At 65.5% G+C, this 12,959-nt stretch carries 12 protein-coding genes and 1 riboswitch; of the genes, 11 read left to right on the top strand and 1 reads right to left on the bottom strand.

What is annotated here, in order from left to right:
• Positions 1–181, bottom strand: a riboswitch (cobalamin riboswitch).
• A 137-nt stretch (positions 182–318) separates the two neighbouring features.
• The 11 genes from ACIGJE_RS09715 (at position 319) to ACIGJE_RS09665 (ending at position 9,631) form a co-directional block, all read left to right on the top strand.
• Complete coding sequence (locus tag ACIGJE_RS09715) at positions 319–939, top strand: cupin domain-containing protein (protein WP_415080406.1); 621 nt, start codon at positions 319–321, stop codon at positions 937–939.
• A 137-nt stretch (positions 940–1,076) separates the two neighbouring features.
• Positions 1,077–2,018, top strand: coding sequence for an ABC transporter substrate-binding protein (locus ACIGJE_RS09710; RefSeq protein ID WP_311942541.1), 942 nt, complete (start codon positions 1,077–1,079; stop codon positions 2,016–2,018).
• A 284-nt stretch (positions 2,019–2,302) separates the two neighbouring features.
• Positions 2,303–3,118, top strand: a complete 816-nt coding sequence (locus tag ACIGJE_RS09705; RefSeq protein ID WP_367624301.1) for an ATP-binding cassette domain-containing protein — start codon at positions 2,303–2,305, stop codon at positions 3,116–3,118.
• The gene (locus ACIGJE_RS09700; protein WP_149253979.1) at positions 3,115–4,122 is read left to right on the top strand and encodes an ABC transporter permease; all 1,008 of its coding nucleotides are present in this window, start codon (positions 3,115–3,117) and stop codon (positions 4,120–4,122) included. Before ACIGJE_RS09705 ends, ACIGJE_RS09700 begins: the two co-directional genes overlap by 4 nt.
• A gap of 17 nt (positions 4,123–4,139) precedes the next feature.
• Complete coding sequence (locus tag ACIGJE_RS09695) at positions 4,140–5,228, top strand: phosphotriesterase family protein (protein ID WP_367624302.1); 1,089 nt, start codon at positions 4,140–4,142, stop codon at positions 5,226–5,228.
• 35 nt (positions 5,229–5,263) lie between these two features.
• A complete protein-coding gene (locus ACIGJE_RS09690) occupies positions 5,264–6,034 on the top strand; it encodes a glutamine amidotransferase (protein WP_367624303.1) in 771 nt (256 codons plus the stop codon).
• 3 nt (positions 6,035–6,037) lie between these two features.
• Positions 6,038–6,952, top strand: a complete 915-nt coding sequence (locus ACIGJE_RS09685) for a PfkB family carbohydrate kinase (protein ID WP_483679917.1) — start codon at positions 6,038–6,040, stop codon at positions 6,950–6,952.
• The gene (locus tag ACIGJE_RS09680; RefSeq protein ID WP_483679915.1) at positions 6,949–7,791 is read left to right on the top strand and encodes a BtpA/SgcQ family protein; all 843 of its coding nucleotides are present in this window, start codon (positions 6,949–6,951) and stop codon (positions 7,789–7,791) included. The genes ACIGJE_RS09685 and ACIGJE_RS09680 overlap by 4 nt, the downstream gene beginning before the upstream one ends.
• Complete coding sequence (locus ACIGJE_RS09675; protein ID WP_483679913.1) at positions 7,788–9,059, top strand: Zn-dependent hydrolase; 1,272 nt, start codon at positions 7,788–7,790, stop codon at positions 9,057–9,059. Before ACIGJE_RS09680 ends, ACIGJE_RS09675 begins: the two co-directional genes overlap by 4 nt.
• 99 nt (positions 9,060–9,158) lie before the next feature.
• Positions 9,159–9,437, top strand: a complete 279-nt coding sequence (locus ACIGJE_RS09670) for a ribbon-helix-helix domain-containing protein (protein ID WP_394310585.1) — start codon at positions 9,159–9,161, stop codon at positions 9,435–9,437.
• Positions 9,437–9,631, top strand: a complete 195-nt coding sequence (locus ACIGJE_RS09665) for a type II toxin-antitoxin system RelE/ParE family toxin (protein ID WP_311942569.1) — start codon at positions 9,437–9,439, stop codon at positions 9,629–9,631. The genes ACIGJE_RS09670 and ACIGJE_RS09665 overlap by 1 nt, the downstream gene beginning before the upstream one ends.
• A gap of 159 nt (positions 9,632–9,790) precedes the next feature.
• Here ACIGJE_RS09665 and ACIGJE_RS09660 read toward each other — a convergent pair whose 3' ends face one another.
• Positions 9,791–12,823, bottom strand: a complete 3,033-nt coding sequence (locus ACIGJE_RS09660) for a PAS domain-containing sensor histidine kinase (RefSeq protein WP_415080402.1) — start codon at positions 12,821–12,823, stop codon at positions 9,791–9,793.
• Between the last annotated feature and the right edge of the window lie 136 nt (positions 12,824–12,959).

Genomic DNA, 12,959 nt, shown 5'->3' with positions numbered 1-12,959 from the left:
GCCGATCTATCGCCTCCGGCCGGTCTTCTGACTCGGGATCCACCCATCCGGACGCCTTCCCCGCAGAACGAGTGGCCTGAAACCTGCCCGGATAGTCCCCCTTACAGCGTTGGGCACGTCGCGGCTTCAAACCGCGTTCCCGATTCTCCCGCAAGCGGGCACCGAAGGTCTTGCGGGTGTAGCATGGCAGGTGCCGGCTGCCCAGCCGTTTGGGGCGCCGATGCCGAGCTGCCAGCGGCGAAGTGGACAGGGTGCAGGCTTGTGGCCTAGAATCGTCGGCTAGGCTTTCGGGCAATGACGCATCCTGGCAATCGCGAAATGAACAAAATCGATCTCAAACGGCGCGCCGGCGATCAGCCCGATCCCCTGGAACAGGCCAATCCCGTGCGGCTCGGCACCCGCCTTCGCCTGGCCCGGCAGACAAGGGGGCTGACGCTAAAGGCCCTGGCCACGGCCGCGGACTGCTCGGAAAGCCTGTTGTCCAAGATCGAGAACGGCAAGGCTTCCCCTTCCCTGCCGATGCTGCATCGCCTCGTCGAGGTGCTCGGCACCAATATCGGCTGGATGTTCGAGGAATCGGATAGCGAAGAGGGCATCGTCTTTCGCGCCGGCACGCGCCCGCTGATCTCGCTGGACCCGCTCCGGCGCGGCGAAGGCATTTCGCTGGAACGGGTGATTCCCTATTCGCCCGGCCACCTTCTCCAGTGCAACATCCACCATATCGAGGCCGGCGGCGAGAGCGCCGGGCCGATCCAGCACCAGGGCGAGGAAGTCGGCTATGTGCTGGCCGGAACCGTGGAGCTGATGGTCGGCGAGCGCACCTTCAAGCTCTCCGCCGGCGATACCTTCGTGTTCAAGTCGGAACTGCCGCACTGGTATCGCAACACCGGAACCGAGCGCGCCAGCATCTTCTGGGTCAACACGCCCGCCACCTTCTGAGGCTTTACGCCGTCGGCGTTTCAAGAATCCCCGAAACCGCCATTCAAGTAACTTGACATGAATTCAAGTCTCTTGAATGATGCGGATGTCAGAACTGAGAATGAGCCCGGCACGGGCCATCCATGAAGGGAATTGAAATGCGGCTTTCAAAATATCTCGCCGGCTGCGCGGCGGCGGCAGCCCTGGCGCTGTCCCTCGGATCGGTGTCCGCTTCGGCCGACACTTTCGCCCTGGTCACCATCAACCAGCAGGCCCTGTTCTTCAACCAGATCAACGAAGGCGCTGAAGCCGCCGCCAAGGCGGCCGGCGCCAAGCTCGTCATCTTCAACGCCAACAATGTTCCAAGCGCCCAGAACGACGCGATCGAGAACTACATCACCCAGAAGGTCGACGGCATCATCCTGATCGCCATCGACGTCAATGGCGTGAAGCCCGCCATCACCGCCGCCAAGAAGGCCGGCATCCCCGTCATCGCCATCGATGCCCAGATTCCCGACGGCGACAATGTCTCCTTCGTCGGCGTCGACAATCTCAAGGCGGGCGAGGACATCGGCAAGTTCTATGCCGACTACGTCAAGGCCAAGCTGAATGGCACCGCCAAGATCGGCGTGGTCGGCGCCCTCAATTCCTACATCCAGAACCAGCGGCTGGACGGCTTCAAGAAGGCGGTGACGGCCAGCGGCCTCAAGGTCACCTTCCTCGACACCGTCGACGGCCAGAACGTGCAGGACGTGGCGCTGAGTGCCGCCGAGAACCTGATGACGGCCAACCCCGACATGACCACGCTCTACGCCACCGGCGAGCCCGCCCTGCTCGGCACCGTCTCCGCCGTGACCAGCCAGGGGCGCACCGACGGCGTCAAGGTCTTCGGCTGGGACCTGACCAAGCAGGCCATCGAAGGCATCGACCAGGGCTGGGTGACCGGCGTGATCCAGCAGGACCCGGCCGGCGAAGGCAAGGCTGCGGTGGAAGCCCTGACCAAGCTCAAGAAGGGCGAGAAGATCGAGCCGATCATCAACGTTCCCGTGACGATCGTCACCAAGGAGAACGTCGACAAGTTCCGGGGCATGTTCAAGTAACGGGCCGACGGCGATTTCCTGATTAAGGTCGCGCTGCCCCTCACCTTACCTCTCCCCGTAAGAACGGGGCGAGGGGACTTCGATCGCGCATTTCATACCGAAAAGATCTCATCTCGCCCAACCGTTGGGCGAGATGACAGGGCTCAAGAATCGATCACAACGCTTGCGCCCCCTCGCCCCGTTCTTACGGGGAGAGGTAAGGTGAGGGGCAGCGCGAGCTTTCGAGATTTGTGAAGTCTCATTCCCGAAGCCTCGGGACAGACTTTTCATTGCCAGGCGGAACCATGATGGACAGTGGCGAACCCTACCGCGTCAAGATGACCGGTATCTCCAAGCGATACAACACGATCCAGACCCTGGACGACGTATCGCTGATGCTCAGGCCCGGCGAGGTGCTGGGACTGGTCGGCGACAACGGTGCCGGCAAGTCGACCCTGAGCAAGGTGCTCTCGGGCGCCGTGATCCCCGACTCCGGCACGATCGAGATCGACGGCAAGGTACAATCCTTCGCCTCCCCCGCCGATGCCCGCGCCGCGCGGGTGGAGATGGTCTATCAGGACCTTTCGCTGTGCGACAGCGTCGACGTTGCCGGCAATCTCTTCCTCGGCCGCGAGCCTCGGCACCGTATCCTCGGCGTGCCCTTCCTCGATCAGCGCCGCATGCATGGGCAGGCCCGCGACATGCTCGACAAGCTCGGCATCGTCATCGCCGATACCAGGCTGAAGGTCGAGAACCTCTCCGGCGGCCAGCGCCAGTCGATCGCCATCGGTCGCGCGGCTTCCTTCAACCCCTCCGTGCTGATCATGGACGAGCCTACGGCCGCCTTGGCCGTCGCCGAAGTCGAGGCGGTGCTCGAGCTGATCCGCACCGTCAGCGCCCGCGGCGTCAGCGTGATCCTGATCACCCACCGCCTGCAGGACCTCTTCCTCGTCTGCGACCGCATCCAGGTGATGTATGAGGGCCGCAACGTCGCCGAGCGCCGGATCGAGGACACCAATATCGAGGAGGTGGTCAACCTCATCGTCGGCCGCAAATTCAACGCCCGCTCCGCCGGAGCCCCCAAGGACAACGCCTCCAAGGACAACGGAGCTCGCGCATGACGGCCTCATCCACCACGCCCGCCCATCGCCCGCGCGTCCACAAGGCCCGCTGGCGCGACAAGGCGATGGCGAACGGCAGCATCATCTCGATCGCGCTGTTCTTCATTTTCGTCTGCCTGGTCTTCTCGATCTGGACCGAGGCCTTCCTCACCGCCCCCAACCTCCTCAACATCGTGCGCCAGTCGGCACCGCTGCTGATCGTGGCGGCCGCGATGACCTTCGTGATCACCACGGGCGGCATCGACCTTTCGGTCGGCTCGGTTCTGGCGCTCGCCGCGACCCTGTCGGCGGCCTCCCTGCAGGCCGGCATTCCCTGGCCCCTCGTCATCGTGCTGATGCTGGCGATGGGCGGCGTGATCGGCGCCATACAGGGCTTCTTCATCGCCTATGAGCGCATCCCCGCCTTCATCGTCACGCTGGCCGGCCTGTCGGTGATCCGCGGCCTCGCACTCCTGATCACCGCAGGCTATTCGATCCCGGTCGAGGCGCAGAGTCCCTTCACCGCGATCGGCCGGGCCTGGTTCCTCGGCATGCCCGTGCCGGCCCTGATCGCCCTGGTGGTGCTGGTCATCGCCTTCCTCGTCTTCAACCGGACGCCCTTCGGCCGCTATGTCACCGGCGTCGGCGCCAATGCCGAGGCCGTCAGGCGCGCCGGCATCAACACCCGCTTCGTGGTGCTGTGTGTCTACATCCTCTCCAGCATGGCGGCATCCGCCGCCGGCGTCATCCTGGCGGCGCGCCTCGGCTCCGGCTCCTCCAATGCCGGCCAGGGTTTCGAGCTCGACGTCATCGCCGCCGTGGTGCTGGGCGGCACCAGCCTGTTCGGCGGGCGCGGCACCGTTGTCGGCACGGTGCTGGGGGCGCTGACGGTGGCGGTGATCGCCAACGGCCTGGTGCTGGCGCATATGTCGCCCTTCCTGACACCCATCGTCACCGGTTCGATCATCCTGATCGCCATCTGGCTCAATTTCCGCCTGTTCAAGGGCGCCATGAGAAGCCATTGAGCATGGAGCCATTGAGCATGGATCACCTGTTCCAGCCCCGTCCCGCCGAACGCAAGCCGATCGGCATCCGATCCGGCACCGCCATGACCGTGCTCGGCCCCGTGCCGGTGGACGATCTCGGCATCACCCTGATGCACGAGCACATCCTGCTCGACGGCGCCCGCACCTGGAAATGCCCGTGCCACCCGGACGAGCAGGCGATCGCCGAGCAGGCGGTGAATATCGAGATCATCGGCGAATTGCGGATGAACCCCTATATGAACCGCGACAATGTCTCGCTCGACGACAGCGACCTCGCTCTGTCCGAGCTCAAGCGCTTCCAGGCGCTCGGCGGCCATACGGTGATCGAGGCCACCAATATCGGCATCGGCCGGGCGCCCGAGAAGCTGGCACGCATCTCCCGCGCCTCCGGCATGAAGATCATCATGGGCACCGGCTTCTATCTGGAGCCGACCCATCCAGACTGGCTGAAGGCAATGAGTGTCGAGGAGGTGACGCAGTTCATCGTCAACGATGTCGGCGGCGGACAAGAACAGCCTGAGATCATGGCGGGGATCATCGGCGAAGTCGGCGTCAGCAAGGACTTCACCGCCGAGGAGGAAAAGTCGCTGCGCGCCTCGGCGCGCGCGGCCGGGATTACCGGCCTGCCGCTCTCCATCCATCTGCCCGGCTGGGAGCGCCTCGGCCACCGCGTGCTCGACATCGTCGAGGCCGAGGGCGCCGATCTCAGGCACACCGTGCTCTGCCACATGAATCCGAGCCATGCGGACCTCGACTATCAGCGAGCCCTGGCCGAGCGCGGCGCCTTCCTCGAATACGACATGATCGGCATGGACTATTACTTTGCCGACCAGGACGCCCAGTCCCCCTCCGACGAGCAGAACGCCACGGCGATCCGCGCGCTGGTCGACATGGGCTTCACCGACCGCCTGCTGCTATCGCAGGACGTCTTCCTGAAGATCATGCTCACCCGCTATGGCGGCTTCGGGTACGGCTTCATCCTCAAGCATTTCGTGCCTCGCCTCCTGCGCCACGGCGTGGAACAGGCCGCCATCGACCGCATGCTCGTCGACAATCCCAAATCCGTGTTCTCCGCCACTGCGTGAGCCCACGCCTTCCCCCCTTTCCCCAAGGAGTGACCATGTCAAAGAAGAAGATCCTGCTCGCCGGCGAATCCTGGGTCTCGACCTCGACCCATATCAAGGGCTTCGACCAGTTCCCGACCGCGACCTATCACACCGGCGCCGATGAACTCCTCGCCGCCCTGAAGGACAGTGCCTTCGACATCACCTTCATGCCCGCGCATGAAGCCCAGCGCCATTTTCCGCAAAATATCGAGGCGCTTTCCGCCTATGATGCCGTCGTGCTGTCCGATATCGGCGCCAACACGCTGCTGCTCCATCCCGATACCTGGATCCACTCCAAGCCCACCCCGAACCGTCTGCGCCTCCTGCGCGACTATGTGCAGAGCGGCGGCGGCCTGCTGATGTTCGGTGGCTATTTCAGCTTCCAGGGCATCAATGGCGGCGCCCGCTACCGCAAGACGCCCGTGGAAGACGTGCTGCCTGTCGAATGCCTTGCCTTTGACGACCGCGTGGAAGTGCCGGAGGGCTATACCCCCGTCGTCACCGGCGCAGCCGATCACCCGATCCTGCAGGGTCTCGGCACGCAATGGCCTATCCTGCTCGGCTATAACGAGGTGACGCTCAAGCCGGGCGCCGAGGTGCTCGCCACCGTCTCCTCTGACTACGGCTCCCAGCCGTTGCTGGTGACCGGCACCTATGGCAAGGGGCGTACCGTGGCCTGGACCTCCGACGTCGGCCCGCATTGGCTGCCGCCGGGCTTCATCGCCTGGGACGGCTACAAGAAACTGTTCGAGCAGATGCTGGTTTGGGCGACCACGAAGGGCTGAACCATGGCGGTGCATGTCGTCGGCAATGTCTGTGTCGACACGACCTTCCGGCTGGAGCGTTTCCCGGTTCCCGGCGAAACGCTCAATGCCGCCGGTCACGCCGACGGCATCGGCGGCAAGGGCGCCAACCAGGCCATTGCCACTTCACGCACGGGCGCGGACGTGACGCTGTGGGCGGCAATTGGCGACGACGCAGCGGCAGGCTGGATCACCGACCGCCTAGTGGCCGAAAATCTCGCCTGCCGCCTCACGGCCAAGCCCCTGCCCACAGACCGCTCGGCGGTGCTGGTGGAAACGGGCGGCGAGAACATCATCGTCACCGGGAGCCAGTGTGCCGAAGCCTTCGATCCCGGCACGGAAACGGATATCGCCGAGCAGATTGAGCTCGGCGATATCGTGGTGATGCAAGGCAATTTGTCGCCGCAGGCCACTGCGGCCTGCCTGGAACTGGCCAGGCGCCGCGGCGCAAGCACCCTTCTCAATCCCAGCCCGCTGCCCGCCGAAGCAGGCCCCGCACTGCCGCCGGCCGATATCGTCATCGTCAATGAGGGGGAAGCCCGGGCGCTGACCCGCTGCGAGGACCCCGATCAAGCTGCCATGGAACTGCTTCGGCAGGGAGCCGGCATCGTTCTCGTCACCCTCGGCCCCCGGGGCTGCCTCATTGCCGAGAACAGGACGGGAAACATTCGCCGCCTGCCGGCCCCGGTAGTCAACGCCGTCGATACCAGCGGGGCAGGCGACGTCTTCTGCGGCATCTTCGCCGGCGGCATCGATCTCGGCATGACGCCAGCAGAGGCCGCCAGCCTTGCCATCGCCGCCGCCGCCGTCGCGGTCGGGCGCAGCGGCACCTCGGAATCCTGCCCCAGCAAGGCGGAGATTCGCGACCTCATCAGGACATTGGAAACGGAAAAGCCATGACACCCTCCTCCAAACCCATCGGCCAGGCTGCCGGCGATGCGCTGACCAGCCTCTATGGCAGAACCAAGGTCGTCATCGGCGTGGTGCATCTGGCCCCCCTTCCCGGTTCCCCGCGCTATCAGGGCGAGGCGGTGGAGGCGATCTATCAGCGCGGCCTCGACGATGCGAAGGCCTATCTGCATGGCGGCTGCGACGGCGTGATCGTCGAGAACCACGGCGACATCCCCTTCGCCAAGCCCGACGACATCGGCCCGGAAACCTCGGCCTATATGGCGGTGGTCTCCGACCGCATCCGGCGCGAGCTCGGTCGTCCCATCGGCATCAACGTGCTCGCCAATGCCGCCATCCCGGCGCTTTCCATCGCCAGCGCCGCCGGCGCCGGCTTCATCCGGGTCAACCAATGGGCCAACGCCTATGTCGCCAATGAGGGCTTCGTCGAGGGCGAGGCCGCCCGCGCCATGCGCTTCCGGGCCAGATTGCGCGCCAACGGCATCCGCATCTTCGCCGATGCCCATGTCAAGCACGGCGCCCATGCCATCGTCGCCGACAGGCCGGTGGAGGAACTGGTCAAGGACCTCGTCTTCTTCGACGCCGATGCGATCATCGCCACCGGCCAGCGCACCGGCCATGCCGCGGATCTGAGCTATATCCGCATGATCAAGGAGGCCGCCGGCCTGCCGACCCTGGTGGGCAGTGGCGTCACCCCTGACAACGCCAACGACATCCTCTCCATCGTCGACGGCGTGATCATCGCCAGCGCCCTCAAGCAGGACGGCGTGTGGTGGAACCCGGTCGATCCCGCCCGCGTGACGGCCTTCATCGCCGGGCTGGCGCGATGACACGTCCGGCAATCAGGGCCGAACGGTTGCAGCAGCGGCTGGAGGCCTTCGCCCATATCGGCGCCACGCCGGCGGGCGGTGTCAACCGCCAGGCCCTCAGCCCGGAAGACCGGGAAGCGCGGCACCTGCTGGTCGAACTGGCCCAGGCCCGGGGCTTTACCGTCTTCCAGGACGCCATCGCCAATCTCTTCATCCGCCGCGGCGGCCGCGACGACAGCCTGCCGCCCTTGCTGATCGGCAGCCATCTCGACAGCCAGCCCACCGGCGGGCGCTTTGACGGCGCGCTGGGCACGCTCTCCGCCTTCGAGGTTCTCGAAGCGCTGGAGGATGCGGGGTTGCAGACACCGGGACCCATCGAAGTGGTGGCCTGGACGAATGAGGAAGGCAGCCGTTTCGCACCTGGCGTGATGGGGTCGATGGCCTTTGCCGGCGCGGCCGATCCGGCGCAATGGCAATCCCTGGCCGGCAGCGACGGCGCCTCCTTCTCGGACGAACTCGCCGCAACGCTCTCCGCCCTGCCTGAGGCGGTGATGCGCCCGCTCGGCACACCCGTCTCCGGCTATATCGAACTCCATATCGAGCAGGGACCGTCCCTGGAAAAGGAAGGCCTCGCCATCGGCGTGGTGACGGGTGTCCAAGGCACGCGCTGGCTCAAGGTGACCGTCACCGGCGAGGCCGGCCATGCCGGCACCACGCCCCTGCCCTATCGCCGCGACCCGATGGTGGCGGCCGTCGGCATGATGCATCAGCTCCAGGCCAGCGTGATGCCCTCCGATGCCGACGCCAGGCTGACGGTGGGGCGGATCGCCACCATCCCGGGTTCTGTCAATGCCATCCCCAAGGCCGTGACCTTCAGCCTCGACCTCCGCCATCCCTCGGCTATCAGGCTCGATGCCATCGAAGGCGAGGTGCGGGCCATCTGCCGCATCGAGGGCGAGAAGCAGGGCTGCTCGGTCGAGATCAGCATGGCCTTCGACATGCCGCCGGGCGTCTTCGCGCCCGGGATGATCGACACCATCGAGGCCGCGGCCGGCCGCCTCTCCTTGCCCAGCAAGAAAATGGTCTCGGGCGCCTTCCACGACGCGCTGTTCCTTGCCCGCGTCGCGCCGACAGCGATGATCTTCGTGCCCTGCCGGGACGGCATCAGCCACAACGAAGCCGAATATGTCGAGCCCGCCAGCATCAGGGATGGCGCCCGGCTCCTGCTCGAAGCGACGGTCGCGGTGGCGTATGGGGCTGCGATGACATCGGGAGGAGAGCGCCCGTAGGATCTAGGGCGTGCCATCGGCTAAGTTTGCGCCTTTGTTAGCATCATGGTAGGAAAAAGTAGCAAGATCCATGATCTCCACACAAGGGGATATGCCCTGATGGCCTCCGTGGAAAAAGTAAGCATCGCCCTGACGGTCAAGCAGATTTCGAGCCTCCGAGGTGCCGTCGAGGCCGGTGAATATGCGTCGACTTCGGAGATCGTGCGGGAAGCCCTGCGCGATTGGGAGGTCAAGCGGGAAATGCGCCGTAACGAGATCGAGCGCCTGCGCCGGGCTTGGGACGAGGGGATTGCCAGCGGACCCGGCCGAAGCATCGACTTTGAGGCTGTAAGGGCCGAAGGCCGTCGCCGCCTCGCAGCAATCAAAGCCAAGCCCTGATGGCCGCCGCGCTGATCTGGACACCGCAATCGGAAGAAGATCTGCTCGATATCTACGTAGCCATTGGCCTCGACAGTCCTGCCGCAGCAGACAAGATCTATGATCGCTTGAAGGATGTTGCCCAATTGTGCTGCGCGATAACCCTCCTCTTGGAACCGCCCGCCCGGAAATCAGGGAATTTGCGAGAGTCCTAGTGATTGCACCCTATCTCGTCGTTTATCGGCTCAAGCCGGACGATGAGATCATGCCGGTAAACGAAGTCGAGGTCATCCGTGTCGTCGACGGAAGGCGCGACCTCACATCCCTCTTCTGATATCCTTGCCGGCGATCTGGCAGCCACGTGTGACGCACCCTTACTCCGCCAGCACCCGCGTCGAGGGGAAAGTAACCTCGACCAGCGTGCCCGAATTCTTGGTGGACTGGATGGTGAAAGCTGCCCGGTTGGCCTCCACCAGCGCCTTGGTCAGCGGCAGGCCGAGGCCGGTGCCACCCAGCGTGGTCGAGGCGACCTGGCGGAAGGGCTCCATGGCGATGGCGAGTTCGCGTTCGGTCATGCCGACGCCGGTGTCGCGCACCCTGAGCACAGCCTCGCCGCGCTCCGACAAGGTGGTGGAGATGATGGCCTGGCCGCCGGCCTGGGTGAACTTGATCGAGTTCGACAAAAGGTTCAGCACGATCTGGCGCATGCTGCGGCCGTCGGCCACCACATTGGGCAGGTTTCCGGCCAGCGCCATGCGGATGATGATGCGGTCGCGGCTGGCCTGGGGCTGCATCAGGCTGACGGACTGCTGCACGACCTCGTTGAGATTGACGCTGGAGAAGCTGAGGTCGAGCTTGCCGGCTTCGATCTTGGAGAGATCGAGCAGATCGTTGACCAGGCTGATGACATGCTCGCCAGAGGTATGGATGTCGCGGGCATAGGAGCGGTACCGCTCATTGCCCATCGGGCCGAAGCGCTCCTCCATCATCACCTCGGCGAAGCCGATGATGGCGTTGAGGGGCGTGCGCACCTCGTGCGAAATCTTGGCGAGGAAGTCGGATTTCTGCGAGGAGGCCTCCTCGGCCTGGCGCTTGGCGGCCGTCAATTCGCTCTCGGCCTTCTTGAAACTGGTGACGTCGCGCAGCACGGCACAGAAGCGCTTGGCCTCCTCGCCCGTCCTCTCGCTGCCGAGCCGGCCGATGGTCATGAACAGCGGCACCGAACCGCCCTGGCGCACGCGCCCGATTACCTCGCGGCCGTCGTTGAGCAGGCTGGCCACACCGTTGGAGCGCAGGCTGTCGAGATAGTCGAAGGCGGCCCGATGGCTCTCCGGCGCAAACAGCAGCAGGAGGTCCTTGCCGATGATCTCGCGCTGCTCATAGCCGAACAATGCCTCGGCGCTGCGGTTGATGCTGACGATGCGGCCCTGCCCGTCGAGAATCACCACGCCGTCCGTGGCGGTATCGAGCACGGCCTGGAGCTCGTCGGCCCGGCGTTCCGCCGCGTGCAGCTTGTCGGCACCGACCTCGCCGAGCGGGCGGCGAACGGAAATGAGCAGGGCGCTCTCCCCATCCCAATGCGTGGTCTGCACACGGCCGTCGACGGCAATCGTCTCGCCCGAAGCCGTTTTCAGGAGCACGCCGGGATTGGCCTCCTCGCCCGGGGGAACGGGGTCGCTGCCCGCAAAGACATGGTCGAGGCCGCCGACCTGGCGGATCGCTTCGACATCGGGATAGCCGAGCAGTTCGAGCATGGTGCGATTGGCGAATTGCAGGTCCTCGCCGCGAGCGATGAAGATGCCGATCGGCAGCCGATCGATCAGGGCGACCGGCACCTTGTCGAGACGTCCGAGCTTGACCGGGCGTGCCACCGGTTCCGGCGCGCTTGCGGGCACCGTTTCGCCCGGGCCGGCCTCCGGCTCCGAAGCGGCATCCTCCAGCCAGCGGATCTCGTCGGCACTCAAGGCCGGCGCGACCGCGTGTTCGGCGGGCTCGGGATCCGGTTCTACAGGAGGGATCGCCGTGTCAGGCTTTTCGGCGCGCGTTTCCGATTCCGACGCAGTTGCAGCCTTCTCGCGATCGGCATGATCGGGCTCGGCCGCGGGGCGGACCTCCTGCCTTGCCGGCTCCTCGCGGCGCTCACCCTCGATACGGGCGCCGAGAGCCTTGGCGATCTCGTGGAAGGCGATGCGCTCCGTCGGCGTCAGGCTGTGCCGTTCGAGAGGTGAACGCTCCGAGGTGGGTCTTTCAGATACAGGCCGCTCGGAGGCCGGTCTTTCTTGGGAAGGCTTGTTCGGCAGGCGCACCACATTGCTGTCGGTATTCCCGGCGGTCGCGCGAAATGTCGGCTCTTCAGGAACGGGCGCTGGCGCCGGTTCCTCTTCCTCCGCCGGATCGGCGTCCTGCCAGACGATCGTGGCTTTCGGCGGCGGTGCTTCGGCCTCGACCGGGGTCGATAGCGGCCGTGGCAGACCGGCCATGCCGAAGCCACGGAATCCGGCAAACTGCCCCTCGCCCTGGAATTGCGGCGACGCGCTCAAAGTGACCGGCGTTTCCTGGCGCGCGACTGAATCGGGCCACAGGAAGGACAGGCCGGTCCAGGTGCGCTGGCCGGCAAAGGCCCCGATGATGGCCGTGGTGTCGCGCAGGCCATGCGCCGCAGCGATGTCGGCGAAGCGCCGACCAGTCCAGTCCGCAGCCTTCCGGCCCAGAGCCTGCGCCAATTCGGTCGAAACGGAGACGAAACGTCCCTCCGCATCGGTCTGGAAGACAAAGCGCAAGGGCTTGCTGCGAGCCACCGGCGAGGGCTCGGATGCCTGGCTCCGAACGGGCTCCGGTGGCGAGGACAGCGGCGCATCGGGCCTCATCGGTTCCGCACGTTCGCCATCGGCCTCGACCCAACGCCAGGCACCGCTCTGCTCGAAGGGCTTGGCGGCGGGCGATTCACCGGACGGGATCGAGGCCGGCTCCGTGCCCGGCAAAGGCGGCAGCGTATCCACGACCGAGGGCGGGGCCCAGCTGTGCTGGCGCCGTCCGCGCGGAAGATCGAGCGATTGCACCAGCAGCCCGAGAAATCCTTCCGGACCGTCAAAGGACCGGCAGGCACAGGACAGGGTATCGAGCGCCCCCATGCCGGGCAGGCGCAGGCGCTCGAGCCGCATGGCGCCCGGCCTCGGCAGTTTACGGGCGATGGCCGCGATCTGGGGCGAGAGCGAGACCAGGGCTGGGCTCGATTGCTGGCGCAGGATATCGGCGGGCAGCAGCCCCAGACTCTGGGCTCCGGCGCGATTGGCCCAGGCGAGCGCACGCCCGTCCAGATGCCAGACAAAGGCCGGGCGCGGGTCGTCCATCAGCGCCTGCAGGCGCTGATCGGCCATCAAAGCCGTCCGCAACATCGCCTCGATCATGCCGTTTTCCAAGAACCTGCCGAAATGACTAACAAAGTATGAATACAGATGGAAAACAAAAGGGTAAATCGCCGCTCCCCCGTCATCCCCCGCTGATCTGGGGCATGGTTAAAACGGCAAGCCTGCGCTATCGTCA

This window comes from Labrys sp. E2SS-1L, from assembly GCF_057073705.1.
Note: the sequence above shows the minus strand (reverse complement) of the source record. Positions and strands in the feature narration are given on the sequence as shown.

Coding starts and splice junctions, on each gene's coding strand:
- ACIGJE_RS09715 (WP_415080406.1), top strand. CDS start 319: ATGAACAAAATCGATCTCAAACGGCGCGCCGGCGATCAGCCCGATCCC.
- ACIGJE_RS09710 (WP_311942541.1), top strand. CDS start 1,077: ATGCGGCTTTCAAAATATCTCGCCGGCTGCGCGGCGGCGGCAGCCCTG.
- ACIGJE_RS09705 (WP_367624301.1), top strand. CDS start 2,303: ATGATGGACAGTGGCGAACCCTACCGCGTCAAGATGACCGGTATCTCC.
- ACIGJE_RS09700 (WP_149253979.1), top strand. CDS start 3,115: ATGACGGCCTCATCCACCACGCCCGCCCATCGCCCGCGCGTCCACAAG.
- ACIGJE_RS09695 (WP_367624302.1), top strand. CDS start 4,140: ATGGATCACCTGTTCCAGCCCCGTCCCGCCGAACGCAAGCCGATCGGC.
- ACIGJE_RS09690 (WP_367624303.1), top strand. CDS start 5,264: ATGTCAAAGAAGAAGATCCTGCTCGCCGGCGAATCCTGGGTCTCGACC.
- ACIGJE_RS09685 (WP_483679917.1), top strand. CDS start 6,038: ATGGCGGTGCATGTCGTCGGCAATGTCTGTGTCGACACGACCTTCCGG.
- ACIGJE_RS09680 (WP_483679915.1), top strand. CDS start 6,949: ATGACACCCTCCTCCAAACCCATCGGCCAGGCTGCCGGCGATGCGCTG.
- ACIGJE_RS09675 (WP_483679913.1), top strand. CDS start 7,788: ATGACACGTCCGGCAATCAGGGCCGAACGGTTGCAGCAGCGGCTGGAG.
- ACIGJE_RS09670 (WP_394310585.1), top strand. CDS start 9,159: ATGGCCTCCGTGGAAAAAGTAAGCATCGCCCTGACGGTCAAGCAGATT.
- ACIGJE_RS09665 (WP_311942569.1), top strand. CDS start 9,437: ATGGCCGCCGCGCTGATCTGGACACCGCAATCGGAAGAAGATCTGCTC.
- ACIGJE_RS09660 (WP_415080402.1), bottom strand. CDS start 12,823: ATGATCGAGGCGATGTTGCGGACGGCTTTGATGGCCGATCAGCGCCTG.